Origin of the sequence: Pseudomonas akapageensis (assembly GCF_011355085.1) — a bacterium.
GTDB lineage: Bacteria > Pseudomonadota > Gammaproteobacteria > Pseudomonadales > Pseudomonadaceae > Aquipseudomonas > Aquipseudomonas akapageensis.
In genome coordinates this window covers 30,269-45,733 of record NZ_VXCP01000063.1, presented here as the reverse complement: position 1 = coordinate 45,733, position 15,465 = coordinate 30,269, and the positions used below count along the sequence as shown (strand labels likewise).

The window sequence follows — 15,465 nt, the reverse complement described above, 5'->3', positions numbered from 1 at the left end:
GCCACTGCCGGATCTGTTGCGGGAGTTGATCGATGAATTGCTCGTCGAATGGCGTTATCTGGGCGAACGCATCGCTGTACTGACAGCCCGGCTGGAAACGGCTGCTCGGGATGACCAGACGGCTCAACGCTTGATGACGATACGCGGTGTTGGCCCGATCATCGCCACGGCCCTGCTGGCCAAACAGCCCGAACCAGCTCGCTTCGCCAATGCTCGGCAATTTGCCGCCTATTTCGGCCTGGTGCCCGATCAGCGCAGCAGTGGGAACAAGGTCAGGCTCGGCAGGATGAGCAAGCGGGGGGATGGTTACCTGCGCAGCATGCTGGTCCAGGGGGCACATGCGGTCCTCAAGCAACTGCGGGTTGATTCCGATCAGCCAGATGACCGCCGCCTCTTAGGCTGGCTATCCCGCCTTGGGCGCAAGGAGGCGGCGGTCAGGCTGGCCAATCGAAATCTGCGCATCATCTGGGTACTGCTACAGAGTGAACAGACCTACCATCGACAATCGAGCGGTCATCAGGAGACGGTATGAGCCACTGATTTACAGAGTTACGCCACCGGGGCGCTGAGCCGCTCCAACCCCTACTACTGAACATTGACCCTTGGTAAGACCGTCGCGGATTGATGCCTGCGCTCCTACCGGCCCACGAGGCCTGAATGTAATCGGCATACCGCGAGCTCACCCCGATGTTGGCCAGAAGCGAAACGCTTCCTCGGATAGGCCTGATACATAGATGCAACCGGGTAACCATGTTCAAAAGCGGGTAGACAATGTAGGCGAGTCCATACATAGGAGCGGGCTTGCCCGCGATGGCATCACCGCGGTGATTCAGACAGACCGCGGCGTCTGGATCGCGGGCAAGCCCGCTCCTGCATATGTAGTGCCGCCATTCACGTCGGGGACAAACCAGGCTCCTGCTCACCAGATTGTTCAGCCACCGCAATGGCATGCTGAAAACTTTCCAGAAACACCGTTTCCGCGTCGGCACGGTCCCCGCCTGCGCGGCGCGTACACGGGGTGGCCGGGCCATCGTGGTCGACGGCGTTTGCACGCCGGAGAACCGATAGGGTCAGTGCTACGTGTCGAATGATTGATCGTCGATTTCGCCGATGGATGATTTCACACAATTCTTCACATACTTTTCACTCTAAACAACATTCGGGTGGGTAAGTTTTGGCAGTTGTACTGCTGCAGCACATACGCTGCAGCAGGACTCCGTTCAAGCTACGAACTTTGTTCAGTGACTTTGTGCAGCCATACCAAAGGAGTGCTATGAGCAAGACATTTCTTCCCTTTTCCCGCCCAAGCATGGGTGATCAGGAAATCGCCGCTGTCGAGGAGGTTCTACGCTCAGGCTGGATTACCACCGGTCCCAAAGCACAGGCGCTCGAACAGCAATTTGCCGAACGGGTGGGCGCGCGGCATGCCGTGGCACTTTCATCCGCCACGGGCGCCATGCACATCGCCTTGCTGGCCCTGGGCATCGGCCCGGGCGATGAAGTGATCACCCCGTCGCAGACCTGGGTATCGACCGCGAACATGATCTGCCTGCTCGGCGCCACCCCCGTGTTCGTCGATGTCGATCGCGACACGCTGATGAGCGACGTCAGCGCCATTGAAGCTGCCATCACCCCGCGCACCAAGGCGATCATTCCGGTCCATTACGCCGGTGCCGCCTTTGACCTCGACCCACTGTACGCCCTCGCCCGGTTCCACGGCATCCCGGTGATCGAGGACGCCGCCCATGCGGTGGGCACCCGATATCGCTCACGGGAAATTGGTAATGAAGGCACGGCGATCTTCTCGTTTCATGCGATAAAAAACATGACCTGCGCCGAAGGCGGGATGTTCGTCAGCGACGACCAGGCATTTGCCGAGCGGGTGCGCATGCTCAAGTTCCATGGCCTGGGTGTGGATGCCTATGACCGTCTGACCCATGGGCGCAAGCCCCAGGCTCAAGTGATGGAACCTGGCTTCAAGTACAACCTGGCCGATATCAACGCTGCCATTGCCCTGGTACAACTGGAGCGCCTGGACGCAATGAACGCCCAGCGCGCAAGCCTGGCCCAGGCCTATCTGAAGCGACTGGATGGTCTGCCGGTGCGACCGTTGAAACCACCCGCTCACCCCCAGCATCACGCGTGGCACCTGTTCATTCTGCGTATCGACGCCGAGCGTTGCGGGATCGATCGTGAAACCTTTATGAAGGGCCTGCAGGATCAAGGCATCGGCACCGGTATTCATTTCATTGCCACCCATCTGCATACCTGGTACCGCGAGCGGTTCCCTCACGTGCATCTGCCCAATACAGAATGGAACTCGGAACGTCTGTGCTCGATTCCGTTATTTCCCGACATGACCCTCGATGATGTCGAGCGCGTGGCCTGTGCCATCGAAACTACCCTGGAGCGGCGACCGTGAGACCCTACCCAATCAACAGCGTGTCGATCGTTATCCCGGTCTACAACGAAGAACACAGCCTGCCCGAGCTGTTGCGCCGCACCGAAGCTGCCTGTGCAAATCTCCGCCAGGACTACGAGATCGTGCTGGTCGACGATGGCAGTCGCGACGAGTCTGCCGAGATTCTCCAGAGCGCCGCCGAACGCGAAGGCAGTCATGTAGCTGCAGTGATTCTCAATCGTAATTACGGTCAGCACGCGGCGATCATGGCTGGCTTCGAACAGAGTGTGGGCGACCTGGTGATTACCCTCGATGCCGACCTGCAGAACCCGCCGGAAGAGATTCCACGGCTGGTTGAACAGGCCTCGCTCGGCTTTGATGTGGTGGGCACCGTACGCAGCGACCGCCAGGACTCGGCCTGGCGACGCTGGCCCTCGAAACTGATCAACCTGGCCGTGCAGCGCTCGACGGGGGTTGTAATGAGTGACTATGGGTGCATGTTGCGCGCTTACCGCCGCTCGGTGGTCGACGCCATGCTGGCATGCCGTGAACGCAGTACATTCATCCCGATTCTGGCCAACAGTTTTGCCCGTCACACCACCGAGGTATTGGTGGCACACGCCGAGCGGGAGCACGGTGATTCCAAGTACAGTCCCATGCGGCTGCTCAACCTGATGTTCGACCTGGTCACGTGCATGACCACAACGCCCTTGCGCTTGCTGAGCATCGTCGGTCTGGGCATGGCATTGCTGGGCATGCTGTTCGCCCTGATCCTGATCGTTCTCAGGGTTATCTTCGGTGCAGCCTGGGCCGGCCACGGCAACTTCGTACTGTTCGCCGTGCTCTTCGTTTTCACCGGCAGTCAGTTCATCGGGATGGGATTGCTCGGTGAATACCTGGGCCGAATGTATAGCGATGTCCGCGCCCGGCCGCGTTTCTTTATTGAAAAAGTGCTGCGTAATCCAGCGTCAAGAATTTCAGACCGTACAGAAAACACCCCCAAGACTTCTACTGCCAAGGCCAACCCATGACCCGGAAAGCCGTTGTTTTCGCCTACCACGATATCGGCTGCACCGGTATTCAATCCCTGCTGGATGCGGGTTATGAGATCGCTGCGGTTTTTACCCACGCTGACGATCCTAAGGAAAACACATTCTATGGCTCGGTTGCGCAACTCTGTGCACGCAAGGGCATCCCCGTCCATGCACCGGAAGACGTCAACCACCCGATATGGATCGAGCACATCGGCAAGCTCTCGCCCGATTTCATCTTCTCCTTCTACTACCGCCACTTGCTCGGTGAGCAGCTACTGGCCTGCGCACCTCGCGGCGCGTTCAACCTGCATGGCTCGCTACTGCCGAGCTATCGCGGACGCGCTCCGGCCAACTGGGTGTTAGTCAACGGCGAAAGCGAAACCGGCGTGACCCTGCATCGCATGGTAAAACGCGCCGATGCCGGCGCCATCGTTGGCCAGTACCGTGTGGCAATCGAGCGCTCCGACACGGCCCTGAGCCTGCACGCAAAGCTGCGCGATGCCGCCGCCCAGGTCCTCAAGGACGTGCTGCCACAACTGGCCGAGGGTACGTTCCACGAGGTCGAACAGGACGAGAGCAAGGCCAGCTATTTTGGCCGCCGTACCCCGGCCGATGGCCTGCTGGACTGGAACAGGCCGGCCGAGCAACTGTTCAACCTGGTGCGTGCCGTGACCCAGCCTTATCCGGGTGCGTACTGTGAGGTGGGCGAGCACAAGCTGATCGTCTGGAGCGCCGAGGTCGTTGCCGGCAACCAAGGCCAGGCCCCGGGCCAGGTGATCAGCTGCGAGCCGCTGCGCATTGCCTGCGGCGAAGATTCGTTGTTGATCACGGCAGGTCAGCGTGGAGACGCCGGCCTCTACCTGGGCGGCCAGCAACTTGCCCGCGAACTCGGCCTGGTCGACGGCTCGTGCCTGATCAGCAAGCAGTCTGGCCGCCCTGTGCGCTTGACGCGCGTGTTGATCCTGGGCGTCAACGGCTTCATCGGTAACCACCTGTCCGAGCGTCTGCTGCAGGACGAGCGCTACGAAGTCTATGGCCTGGACATCGGATCGGACGCCATCGACCGGCTGCGTAGTCATCCGCGCTTCCACTTCGTTGAAGGCGACATCAGCATTCACTCCGAATGGATCGAATACCATATCAAGAAGTGCGACGTGGTCCTGCCGCTGGTTGCCATTGCCACACCGGTCGAATACACGCGCAACCCGTTGCGCGTGTTCGAGCTGGACTTCGAAGAAAACCTGCGAATCGTTCGCTACTGCGTGAAATACGACAAGCGCGTGATTTTCCCTTCCACCTCCGAAGTCTATGGCATGTGCCAGGACCCGAACTTCGACGAAGACACCTCCAACCTGATCGTTGGGCCGATCAACAAGCAACGCTGGATCTACTCGGTTTCCAAGCAGTTGCTTGACCGGGTTATCTGGGCTTACGGCCAGCAAGGCCTGAAGTTCACCCTGTTCCGCCCCTTCAACTGGATGGGGCCACGCCTCGATCGGCTGGACTCGGCGCGCATCGGCAGTTCGCGGGCAATCACTCAGTTGATCCTGCATCTGGTCGAAGGCACGCCCATCCGCCTGGTCGACGGTGGCGCGCAGAAGCGTTGCTTCACCGACGTGGTCGACGGCATCGAGGCCCTGGCACGGATCGTCGACAACCGTGGCGATGCCTGCAACGGGCAGATCATCAACATCGGTAACCCGGAAAACGAAGCGAGCATTCGTGAGTTGGGCGAAGAGCTGCTGCGTCAGTTCGAAGCCCACCCGCTGCGTTCCAACTTCCCACCGTTCGCGGGCTTTCGCGAAGTCGAAAGCAAGTCGTTCTATGGCAACGGCTACCAGGACGTGACACACCGTAAACCGAGCATCGCCAACGCCCACCGCCTGATCGACTGGACGCCGACGATCGAGCTCAGTGAAACCATCGGCAAGACCCTGGACTTCTTCCTGCGCGAAGCGATGCTAGAGCGAGCGGACAAGCATTGATGCAGGCAGGCCTACGGATTGACGTCGATACCTACCGTGGGACCCGTGACGGGGTTCCACGGCTGCTCGAACTGCTGGATGAAGCACAGGTAAAGGCGACATTTTTCTTCAGTGTCGGTCCTGACAACATGGGACGTCACGTGTGGCGCCTCATTCGTCCGAAGTTCCTCTGGAAGATGATCCGCTCCAACGCTGCCAGCCTTTATGGCTGGGACATTCTGCTGGCCGGCACTGCCTGGCCAGGCAAGCCGATAGGCCGTGACCTGGGGCATCTGATGCGCCAGACCCTGGCCGCAGGCCACGAGGTCGGCCTGCACGCTTGGGATCACCACGCCTGGCAAGCCAATGCAGGGCGCTGGACCGATGCTCAACTGCACGAGCAGATCCGACGGGGCATCGACACCCTCAGCGATATTCTCGGCCAGGCTGTCGACTGCTCGGCAGCCGCGGGCTGGCGTGCCGACGCGCGCGTGGTGCAAGCCAAGCAAGCCTTCGGCTTACGATACAACAGCGATTGCCGTGGACACGCGTGCTTTCGGCCAAGGTTGGCCGATGGAGGCCTGGGTACCCCGCAAGTTCCGGCGGACCTGCCGACATTCGATGAAGTCGTGGGGTCGTCTGTCGGCATCGAAAGCTTCAACTCATACATTCTTGAGCGATTCAGACCAAACGGGCTGAACGTATACACCATCCATGCCGAAGTAGAAGGAATTCTCATGGCCGACGGATTTCGCCAATTACTGACCGCTGCACGCCAACAGGGCATCCAGTTCCAGCCCTTGGGCAACTTGCTCCCCGATAACCTGCAGAACGTTCCGGCAGGTGACTTGATACGCGGCGAATTGACTGGTCGCGAAGGATGGATCGGGGTGCAGAAATGATGACACGACGCTGGGCACTCCCCCTCCTGTTTTGCGCGTTCGTACTGTTCTATCTCCTGCCATTGCCCTTCCACGGCCTGTGGATTCCGGACGAAACCCGTTATGCCCAGATGAGCCAGGAAATGCTCATGAGCGGCAACTGGGCGGTGCCGCATTTCATGGGGCTGCGCTACTTTGAAAAGCCGGCTGCCGGCTACTGGATGATTGCCATCGGCCAGGCCCTGTTCGGCGAAAACCTGTTCGGTGCGCGCATCGCTTCGGCCGTGAGCCTGGGCCTGAGCGTGGTCCTGACCTACCTGATCAGCCAACGCTTGTGGAATGACCCGCGCAAGAGCTTCATCTGCGCAGCGATTTACATAAGTTTCGGCCTGATCGTCGGGCAGGCGGGCTACGCCAACCTCGATCCGCAATTTACCCTGTGGGTCAACCTCAGTTTCGTCGCCTTGTGGTTTGCCATCGACAGTACCGGTTTCGGCCCACGGCTGGCCTCATGGATAGTACTGGGGGTGGCCTGCGGGATGGGCTTCATGACCAAGGGCTTCCTGGCCCTGGCGCTGCCGGTACTGGTTGCCCTGCCCTATATGATCTGGCAACGGCGCTTTGCCGAACTGGTGCGCTTCGGAATCGTGGCCGTCGTGGTTGCCGTAGCGATCTCGTTGCCTTGGGGCCTGACTGTTCATGCACGTGAATCGGACTTCTGGAATTTCTTTTTCTGGCACGAACACATCCGCCGTTTCGCCGGTGAGAACGCGCAACACGCCAGGCCCTGGTGGTTCTACCTGCCAATGCTGGTGGTCTCGAGTTTGCCCTGGGCGTTGCTGCTGCCCGGTACGTTCAAGCAGGCCTGGCACTCGCGTCGCGACCCGAAAATCCTGTTCCTGTTGCTTTGGATGCTGCTGCCACTGGCCCTTTTCAGCATGAGTAAAGGCAAGTTGCCGACCTACATCATGCCGTGCATGCTGCCGTTGGCGTTGATGATCGGGCATGCCTTGCTGCAGCGTCTCGATCAGGGCAATATCCGAGCCCTGCGCAACAATGCGCTGCTCAACCTGGCCATCGGCATATTAGCCCTTGTGGCGCTGGCCTACCTGCAACTCAAGCGCCCCGTCTACCTGAACGAACCACTGAACCTGGCGCTTGTCATCATCGCTCTGGGTGCCTGGACCCTCAGCAATTTCCTGGCCTTCATCAAACCTTCCCGGATGTGGCTGGCGCCGGTGCCCGGCATGCTCGTCGCGCTTGCACTTGTGCCAGCGGCCTTGCCCAATAGTGTCGTCTACAACAAGACACCCGACGCCTTTATCGCCGTCCATGCCCGGGAGCTCGCACAGAGCCATAGCCTGTTGAGCAACGATCTGGGGGCCGCATCGGCCCTGGCCTGGCATACGAAAAATCCACAAGTGGCGCTTTTGAACACGGTGGGCGAGGTCAAGTATGGCTTATCCTACCCGGATGCCACGGCACGCAAGGTCGATACAGAGGCGGTTGCGCAATGGATGGTCGATGCGCGTCAAAAAGGTTCAGTCGGCGTGGTGATGCGGGTCAAGGGTGAAGAGGAAGAACGTGAAGTTCAGTTGCTGCCCAAGGATGGCAAGCGCTATGAACAGGGCAACATTGTAATTCTCATCTTTGACCAGAGCGCGCCATGACTTTTCTGCTGTTGTTATCGGCCAGCGCGCTTACCTGTCTGGGGCAGATCGCACAAAAACTCGCTGTGGAAAGCTGGCGTGGGCAAACGCTCGCGCTGGCCGCCAAGCTGCTGACGCCATGGCTGTGGCTGGCCCTGGCCTGTCTGGGGTGCGGGCTGTTGCTATGGCTGCTGGTGCTGCAACGCCTTGAGGTCGGCATTGCCTACCCCATGCTGAGCATCAACTTCGTCCTGATAACCCTGGTGGCGCGCTTCGTTTTCCGCGAAGCCATCGATCGCCGTCACTGGTACGGCGTAGCACTGGTCATGTCCGGTGTGGCGCTGCTGGGGTGGCAGTCATGAGTCGCTCGCGAGGCATTGCCCTGGCCATGGGCAGCGTGTGCCTGGTTGGAGCGGCCCAATTGGGCATGCGTTGGAGCATGACACGGCTACCCGGTTTCGCTGCGCTTGCCGATCATGCCCTGCCACTGGGCGCACTGGCCGTGCTCGCCATCGCCATTCTCGCCTATGCGCTGTCGATGCTCTGCTGGCTTGGCGCCTTGCGCGACTTGCCGCTGGGCCAGGCCTATTCGATGCTCAGCATCAGCTACGCCCTGGTCTATCTGCTTGCCGCCGGCCTGCCGGCCTTTCACGAGGACTTTTCCGCACTCAAGACCTTGGGGGTAACGTTGGTGGTTCTTGGCGTCATTGTCATCAATTGGCGACGCCCACATGATGACAACGCCTAGGAGGCAGTGCCCGATCCCTGGCCGTACGGGATCTGGCACCCACTGCGTGAAAGGTTAATCCTGCGGCATATCGTCAACCGCGCCGAGTCGGTATCCGACGCCGGGAACAGTCAGTATCAGTGACTGTTCGAATCCCTCATCCAGCTTGCGACGCAGGCGATAGATATGCTTGTCGATGACGTTGTCATTGGGGTCGAACTCATAATCCCACGCACTCTCAAGCAACATCAGGCGTGTCACCACCTCGCCACGATGGCGCATCAGCTTTTCCAGAATCAGGGTTTCCCGGTATGCCAGGGCGATGGTCTTGCCTTGCCGAGTCACCTGGCGCGCAGCGCAATCAAGATACAGCTCACCCACACGAAGACTACCTGCGGCCGCTGGTGCCTGATCGCGTGTGCGCAACAGAGCCTCCAGGCGAACAAGCACTTCAATGAAGGCATAGGGCTTGCCCAGGTAATCATCGCAACCAGCCTGCAAACCCTCGACACGTTGCTGGGTCGAGGCCAGGGCGCTGAGCATCAGCACCGGAATCGTCTGCTGTCGGCGGCGTAATGTCCGTACCAGCTCCAGGCCGTCCATGCCAGGCAGATGCCGGTCGACAACCAGGGCGTCGTAGATACCTTCAAGCGCCATGGCCAGGCCATCGTGTCCATTTTCCGCCGCGTCGACCACATGCCCACTCTCGCTCAGCCCACGCGCCAGATAGGATGCAGCACGCGCATCGTCTTCAATGACCAGAATACGCACATCAACCTCGCAGTTTCGGATCTAAACTTTTTTTCATTCTGACGCGATCCAAGTGTATATATGGACTTGGCACACTACGCCAACATTGGGGTCGACACCATTGCACCGACTTTCAAGCGTCAACCCCGGAGTTCAGCGAAACGTCTATGACCCATGTATTGGTTATCGAGGATGATCCTGTCACCTCACGTGAGATCGAAGCCGCCCTTCACGACCATGGCTTCGAAGTAACCCTGGTCGATAATGGCCGTGACGGTTTGCTCAGCGCTGTCGGCGATACTTTCGACATTATCGTGCTGGACCGCATGCTGCCTGGCGCCCTTGATGGTCTCGGCATGCTGACGGCCCTGCGCGCATCGGGCATCACCACGCCGGTACTGATTCTGAGCGCTCTCAGTGCCCTGGACGAGCGGGTTCGCGGCTTGCGTGCAGGGGGCGACGATTATCTGACCAAACCTTTCGAATTCATCGAGTTGACCGCGCGCCTCGATGCGTTGAGCCGACGACGTTCTCCCACCGCCGAAGCCAGCCGTGACAGTCGCATACGCGTTGGCAATCTGGATATCGACTTGCTGCGCCGCTCGGTGCGCAGAGGCGAGCGAAAAATCGATCTGTTGCCGCGCGAGTACGCCTTGCTCGAATATCTGGCGCAACATGCAGGCCAGGTCGTAACGCGCACCATGCTGTTCGAGGCGGTCTGGAACTACAGCTATGACGAGCGCACCAACGTGATCGACGTACATATTGGCCGCCTGCGCCACAAGATCGATGGCCAAGGCGACGCGCCCATGCTCCACACTGTTCGCGGGGCTGGTTATGTTCTCCGTTCCCCTGAGTGAAATCCCGCGCACCATCAGCTTCCGCACAGCCCTCATGTTCCTGGCATTGTTCGGTTGCTCGTTTCTGGCGTTATTCGGCTATATCTACTGGCAGACCACCGGTTATCTGATTACGGAAGTGGACTCTGCGCTGCATCGCGAGGCGGATCGGCAAAACGCCCTGCAACCCGAATTACGCCGCCAGGAACTGCTCAAGCATACGGCGCAGGACACCGAAGGCAGGCTGCCGAACACCTTGTTCGACGCCCAGAACAGGCCTATCGCCGGCGCGATGCAAGCCCTGCCCGCCTTTCGCAAATACGATCGACCTGCAGAGTTCATGTGGGACAAGCCCAATGGCCATGAGCGGCCTGTGCGATTTCTCGTCCACCCACTGGACGATGGCACGACATTGGTCACCGCCCAGGATATTCGTGACATTCGCGAGTTCGACGAACTCCTGATCAATGCCCTGATTTCAGGTGGCTTACTCCTGCTGCTGGTTGGACTCGCAGGGGCCATTGCCCTGGGGTACTCAGCTCGCCGGCGTCTGGACATGCTCAGCCGGTCCATTAAAAAAATCGTGGAAGGCGATCTTGGTGGTCGGTTGCCGACAAGGGGCAACTACGATGACATCGACCGTATCGCGACAGTGGTCAACGGCATGCTCGATGCCCTCGAGCGCCTGATGAGCGAAGTCAAAGGCGTCTGCGATGATATTGCGCATGATTTGCGGACACCGCTGACCCGCTTGATCGCAGGGCTGGAACGGGCGCAGCGACGTAGTTTGACCGAAAACGAGTATGCGGGCGCCATCGATACGGCCATTGAAGATGCCAAGGGGTTGATGCAGACCTTCCGCGCCCTGCTGCGCATCTCGGAAATCGAGGGCAGTGCCCGGCGCAGCCACTTCACCCCCGTCGACCTCAACACAATCAGTGCTGACGCTGTCGAGCTGTTCGAGCCACTGGCCGAAGAGCGCGGCATGACCCTGGCATTCACGCCTTGCAGCAGCGCCGCCACCGTATTGGGGGACGCGCAATTGCTGTTCGATGCCACGTGCAACCTGCTCGACAATGCCATCAAGTTCTCACCGGATGACAGCAAGGTCGAGGTAACGGTGTTGGCCGACGCCAGCCACTGCTCCATCAGTATCCGCGACCACGGCCCGGGCATACCGGAGTCGGAACGTGAAGCCGTGTTTCGACGACTCTACCGCTCCGAGTCCAGCCGCAACACACCGGGTAATGGCCTGGGCTTGAGCATGGTGTCAGCCGTCGCTCGGCTGCATGACATGACGCTCAAGGTCGACGATGCGCAGCCAGGATGCCGCGTGGATCTGATTGGTAACGCGCAACGCGCTTGAGTCCACGCGCCGCTGATCAACCTGTCAAATAATTTAACTACCGGGGAACAGGCTGAAAGGTGCCCCGCTTCAGAATGAGCCCAAGCCTGAAGCTTATGCCAGCCGCCATAACGAGCGCCCGAACTGGCAACAAGCCTCAGACCAAGGCTGGGTGGCTATGCGCTTTCAGTGTCATGGGATTCAGTGAGGCAATGTCCGCAACCGCAAATCAATCGAGTACCTGTTTGCCGTGTGGCAACAGGACTCGGCGCGGAAACAGCGGCAAGCGTCTCGGGCAGCGGAGTATTCCATAAGCCCGGACGACAATTGAGGCTCTATAGATCATGATGCGTCAACTTCCGACCCAGGCAAACTACAGTATTGTCTTGGTCAACTATAAATCACACGCATTGACCAAGACCTGCCTGGATCTGTTGTACGAGGGTTTGATAGGCACAGGCGTTCCTGTTTTTATCGTGGACAACAATTCAGGCGACGCGAGCATCGAATACCTGCGTACATTGAAATGGATCAACCTCATCGAACGTAAAAGCGCCCTCCCCGAGGCAGGTAATATCGCCCATGGGCGAGCGCTGGACCTTGCCCTCGAACAGGTAGAAACCGAATATGTCTTCCTGTTGCACACCGATACGTTCATTCACGACGCCAGCGTCTTTCGCATGATGCTCGACCAGTGTGACGGGCCACGTGAAGTCGCCGCAGTCGGCTGCCTGGAGCAGCTCGATCGGGGGGTTGCCCGTTCCACCTGGCGCCTGGCTTCGCGTTTTTTCAAGCACTACACGCGGCGTAGCCTGCTGGCGCTGGGCTTCAACGCAAGGGCGCCGAAACCCTACAAGGAAGTTCATTTGAAGAGCTTTTGTACCTTGTGGAATGCACGCCTTATCAAGAAACACGGCTTGCACTTTCAAATGGACGGGGATAACCCGGGTTATGCACTGCAAGATCGAATGACGGCCTTGAACTACCCGATCAAGTTAATATCGCCACGCAAGATCTTCAGGTATCTGGATCATATTCAAAGTGGAACGGTTTCAGCGATGGGTGGATATTCGGCCAGCCATCGAAGGGTCAAAATGTACTATCAACTGACCCAGGTAAAGCCAATAAAGTCTAACGCCTTTGAAAGTGAGGGCCATATCACAGCCCTTGAACAAGACCTGCCGCTTGATACTGCGATGTTGGCGAAATCCCGTGCACGCAGCGTTGAGTAAAGCTGAAAGTAGTGGGCTCGATGGAAACGCACCCGGTCATGGCTTTGTTAAAGTTCACGCATGCGTTGCACGGCCGGGACACGCGTTTCGCGCAGAGCTGTCAGTACGGCGCTGACAATGGATACAAACGCCAGGAAAATCAGCCCCGCCAGATAGCCCCACGGTATCGCCAGGCTCTGCGGCGGCGGATCGAACACGCCAGTCAGCAGTTTTACCAGCATCCAGGCCAATCCAAGCCCGGTGAGTGTTCCCAGGGTTGTACCCGCCACGAACTGTAGCAACGCCTCGCTCCAGATAAATGCGCCGAGCTGACGAGGCCTGGCGCCCAATGCCGAGAGGATGGCAAAGGTACGGCGCCTCTCGGCCAGCCCCAGTGACAGCATCAACCCGGTGGCGGCCGTGACCATGAGCATCGCAAAACTCAGTTCCAGCTGCGCAAGCCCGCGCAGGTCGATGGCCGTGAGGCCAGAGGCGATCAAGCGGCGTGCCTCGCTGAGGTCGCTGACCTTGCTGCCCGGCAGGTCGGCGACCAATTGCCGAACCGCCTTGGCCAGCGCCGAGAGATCCGCGGTATCGCTGCGCAGCAGCACGATTTCAGCCTCCTGCGCGCCTGACTGCTGGCCCACATACGTCGCATTCGCTACCAGAAATGAATCGTGGGGCGCGGTCGGGAACTCTCGTACTACTCCAATGAAGTGGAAGCGCACGCTGTGATACTGATGGTCGGCAGCGTGCTGTATGCGCAGGTAAAGTTCATCGCCGAGTTGCAGCTGGAAATCCTGCGCCGTCTCTTCCGAAACCAGCACACCGTCCGGCGTTTTCGCCAGCAGGTCCAATGACGCCTCGGCAGTCGCACCCTGGAAGTAAGCATCAACGATTCGCGTTGCCTCACCCAGATGCCGGGGATCGATGCCGTAGAGATCCTGCAGGTCGTTGCCAACATAGGCATAGCGATGCTGCATGCCCTGGGCGGCCTTCACGCCAGGCAACTGCTCAAGTGCGTGCAGGTGACTGGATGCAGGGTTCTGTGCGGTACCGGTGACGGTGACGTCGGCTCCGTTGGTCAATTCGGCGTCGACCCGTGCCTGGGCGTTATAGGTGGTATTGAAGATTGCCGTCGAGGTTGCAAAGGCAAAGCCCAATGCCGTCAAGGCAATGCCTTGTGTCACACGTCGACGCTGTTGGCTGATGGATGCCGCCACCAGATCTGCCAATGGTCCGGCCAGAGCCCGCAACAGTTTTGCCAGCGGCCGTCGGCCATTTTTCAGGGCAGACGTGCATAACCGCAACAGCAGCAACCCCATACCCAACCAAAACAGCAAAGGCGCCAGAAAAGCCGAGTAATCGACCTGGGCCGTCGGCACGCCCTCGGGGGCCAGCACCAATTGATAGCCGCTGCTCGAGGTGCGCCACAGGACTACCGCCGCCAGTGCCAGGAAAATGAAGTCGAGCCTGATGCGTTGCCAGGTCCCCTGAGGTCCTGGACCGCTGCTCATCCGCGCCTGCCTTACGGTCACCTGACGCAGGTCGTGCCAAGCGGGCAACAGGATGGCCACCTGCGCCAACAGCAGCCCGCTCAGGCCGGCTATGCCAAGCCAGGCAATACTGGCTGTCTGAAACAACCCACCGGTCAACAGTAGGCGTGCCCCAAAAGCGGCCAATGCCACCCCCAGGAAAAGACCGCCGAGCCCGATCATGGCGGCCTCGGCAACGGCAAGCCGGAGTATGTCGGCTGCCACGGCACCGCGTATGCGCAGCAGGGTCTGTTCGTGCCTGCGCCGCTCGCCTCCGGAGGCGGCCAGGGCAAGAGTGAGGAACATCGCCAACAAACACCCCGGTACGCCCAGGAACAGAAACAGGACACGCGCATAGAGAGCATCACCACGCACTGCGTCGAGTCTTACCGCCAGGTTGTTGGCCAGTATCCCGCGGCCGGCAATCCGGGCTTCCAGATTGCGGGCCGCATTCTCACTGAAGATCAACGCTGCTTCCGGGGAATCCGGCAGTTGGCTATGGTCGAGTGCCATATGCAATTGCAAGCGGACCGAGTCCGGTCTGACTTGCGCCTGTGGATCAAACAGCGAATGCCAGACCAGCAATGGCAACACCAGCACATTATCCGGCGGTGCCTGGGGCGCGGCACCGGGCGGTACGCCGATGGCCTGGAACAGAGTATCGGCAGCGGGCATGTCCACAACCCCGGAAATCCTCACATTGGTGGCTGTCAGCCCGGGCCTGTTAACAGTCACCCGATCACCGGGTCCGACGTGTAGGTTGGCGGCGGTTTGCTGGGCGATGAGTACACCGTCGTCAGTGCCGACCAACAAACGCAACTGGCCTGGAAAATCCATTGCATAGTCGGCTCCCAGCCCTATTGCCATACCGGCACCGGTGGTTTGTACCGTTGTGCCGGTCTGTGCCTCGAACCCCTCTACGCTGGCATACCCGATAGCTTGCTGCCGGCTGACGCGCGCGGTTCTGGAGATTGCATCAGAGATGCCCGCAAGCCCCTCCCCGGGTACCAGTTGCACTTGCCAGTCCACCGGAATTTCCTTTACCGCACGGGCGGTCATGTTGGCTCCGCTTTGGCTCAGGAATGCACCCAGAAGTGTCAAAAGCGCCACCGTGAGCGCGACGCCAGCC

At 59.6% G+C, this 15,465-nt stretch carries 13 protein-coding genes; 11 read left to right on the top strand and 2 right to left on the bottom strand.

Annotation, left to right across the window (positions count from 1 at the left end):
- The 8 genes from F2S13_RS28320 to arnF all read left to right on the top strand — a co-directional run.
- The coding region (locus F2S13_RS28320) for an IS110 family RNA-guided transposase (RefSeq protein WP_166367181.1) at positions 1 to 532 on the top strand (532 nt) is incomplete at its 5' end.
- Between the two features lie 741 nt (positions 533 to 1,273).
- The gene (arnB, locus tag F2S13_RS28315; RefSeq protein WP_166367180.1) at positions 1,274 to 2,422 is read left to right on the top strand and encodes a UDP-4-amino-4-deoxy-L-arabinose aminotransferase; all 1,149 of its coding nucleotides are present in this window, start codon (positions 1,274 to 1,276) and stop codon (positions 2,420 to 2,422) included.
- Positions 2,419 to 3,432, top strand: coding sequence for an undecaprenyl-phosphate 4-deoxy-4-formamido-L-arabinose transferase (arnC, locus tag F2S13_RS28310; RefSeq protein WP_166367179.1), 1,014 nt, complete (start codon positions 2,419 to 2,421; stop codon positions 3,430 to 3,432). The genes arnB and arnC overlap by 4 nt, the downstream gene beginning before the upstream one ends.
- Entirely contained in the window at positions 3,429 to 5,420 is a 1,992-nt protein-coding gene (gene arnA, locus F2S13_RS28305) for a bifunctional UDP-4-amino-4-deoxy-L-arabinose formyltransferase/UDP-glucuronic acid oxidase ArnA (protein WP_166367178.1), read from the top strand. Before arnC ends, arnA begins: the two co-directional genes overlap by 4 nt.
- Positions 5,420 to 6,301, top strand: coding sequence for a 4-deoxy-4-formamido-L-arabinose-phosphoundecaprenol deformylase (gene arnD / locus F2S13_RS28300; RefSeq protein ID WP_166367177.1), 882 nt, complete (start codon positions 5,420 to 5,422; stop codon positions 6,299 to 6,301). Before arnA ends, arnD begins: the two co-directional genes overlap by 1 nt.
- A complete protein-coding gene (gene arnT / locus F2S13_RS28295; protein ID WP_166367187.1) occupies positions 6,301 to 7,950 on the top strand; it encodes a lipid IV(A) 4-amino-4-deoxy-L-arabinosyltransferase in 1,650 nt (549 codons plus the stop codon). The genes arnD and arnT overlap by 1 nt, the downstream gene beginning before the upstream one ends.
- The gene (arnE, locus tag F2S13_RS28290) at positions 7,947 to 8,291 is read left to right on the top strand and encodes a 4-amino-4-deoxy-L-arabinose-phosphoundecaprenol flippase subunit ArnE (RefSeq protein ID WP_166367176.1); all 345 of its coding nucleotides are present in this window, start codon (positions 7,947 to 7,949) and stop codon (positions 8,289 to 8,291) included. The genes arnT and arnE overlap by 4 nt, the downstream gene beginning before the upstream one ends.
- Positions 8,288 to 8,677, top strand: a complete 390-nt coding sequence (gene arnF, locus F2S13_RS28285; RefSeq protein WP_166367175.1) for a 4-amino-4-deoxy-L-arabinose-phosphoundecaprenol flippase subunit ArnF — start codon at positions 8,288 to 8,290, stop codon at positions 8,675 to 8,677. The genes arnE and arnF overlap by 4 nt, the downstream gene beginning before the upstream one ends.
- 54 nt (positions 8,678 to 8,731) lie before the next feature.
- On the opposite strand, the gene F2S13_RS28280 is transcribed toward arnF, so the two are convergent.
- Positions 8,732 to 9,427 (bottom strand): response regulator, encoded by a 696-nt coding sequence (locus F2S13_RS28280; RefSeq protein WP_166367174.1) that lies wholly within the window; start codon positions 9,425 to 9,427, stop codon positions 8,732 to 8,734.
- A gap of 146 nt (positions 9,428 to 9,573) precedes the next feature.
- Between F2S13_RS28280 and F2S13_RS28275 the strand changes: the two genes are divergently transcribed.
- The 3 genes from F2S13_RS28275 (at position 9,574) to F2S13_RS28265 (ending at position 12,822) form a co-directional block, all read left to right on the top strand.
- A complete protein-coding gene (locus F2S13_RS28275; protein ID WP_166367173.1) occupies positions 9,574 to 10,266 on the top strand; it encodes a response regulator transcription factor in 693 nt (230 codons plus the stop codon).
- The gene (locus F2S13_RS28270; RefSeq protein ID WP_178119057.1) at positions 10,244 to 11,611 is read left to right on the top strand and encodes a sensor histidine kinase; all 1,368 of its coding nucleotides are present in this window, start codon (positions 10,244 to 10,246) and stop codon (positions 11,609 to 11,611) included. Before F2S13_RS28275 ends, F2S13_RS28270 begins: the two co-directional genes overlap by 23 nt.
- A gap of 323 nt (positions 11,612 to 11,934) precedes the next feature.
- Positions 11,935 to 12,822, top strand: a complete 888-nt coding sequence (locus F2S13_RS28265) for a glycosyltransferase (RefSeq protein ID WP_166367172.1) — start codon at positions 11,935 to 11,937, stop codon at positions 12,820 to 12,822.
- 47 nt (positions 12,823 to 12,869) lie between these two features.
- Here the strand turns inward: F2S13_RS28265 and F2S13_RS28260 are convergent, their stop codons facing one another.
- Positions 12,870 to 15,395, bottom strand: coding sequence for an ABC transporter permease (locus F2S13_RS28260; RefSeq protein WP_218584127.1), 2,526 nt, complete (start codon positions 15,393 to 15,395; stop codon positions 12,870 to 12,872).
- Between the last annotated feature and the right edge of the window lie 70 nt (positions 15,396 to 15,465).

What these genes read in the sequence shown, in the direction of transcription:
- F2S13_RS28260 (WP_218584127.1), bottom strand. Translation starts at nt 15,395, where the DNA reads ATGACCGCCCGTGCGGTAAAGGAAATTCCGGTGGACTGGCAAGTGCAA.
- arnD (WP_166367177.1), top strand. Translation starts at nt 5,420, where the DNA reads ATGCAGGCAGGCCTACGGATTGACGTCGATACCTACCGTGGGACCCGT.
- arnT (WP_166367187.1), top strand. Translation starts at nt 6,301, where the DNA reads ATGACACGACGCTGGGCACTCCCCCTCCTGTTTTGCGCGTTCGTACTG.
- F2S13_RS28270 (WP_178119057.1), top strand. Translation starts at nt 10,244, where the DNA reads ATGTTCTCCGTTCCCCTGAGTGAAATCCCGCGCACCATCAGCTTCCGC.
- arnE (WP_166367176.1), top strand. Translation starts at nt 7,947, where the DNA reads ATGACTTTTCTGCTGTTGTTATCGGCCAGCGCGCTTACCTGTCTGGGG.
- F2S13_RS28275 (WP_166367173.1), top strand. Translation starts at nt 9,574, where the DNA reads ATGACCCATGTATTGGTTATCGAGGATGATCCTGTCACCTCACGTGAG.
- arnF (WP_166367175.1), top strand. Translation starts at nt 8,288, where the DNA reads ATGAGTCGCTCGCGAGGCATTGCCCTGGCCATGGGCAGCGTGTGCCTG.
- arnB (WP_166367180.1), top strand. Translation starts at nt 1,274, where the DNA reads ATGAGCAAGACATTTCTTCCCTTTTCCCGCCCAAGCATGGGTGATCAG.
- arnA (WP_166367178.1), top strand. Translation starts at nt 3,429, where the DNA reads ATGACCCGGAAAGCCGTTGTTTTCGCCTACCACGATATCGGCTGCACC.
- F2S13_RS28265 (WP_166367172.1), top strand. Translation starts at nt 11,935, where the DNA reads ATGATGCGTCAACTTCCGACCCAGGCAAACTACAGTATTGTCTTGGTC.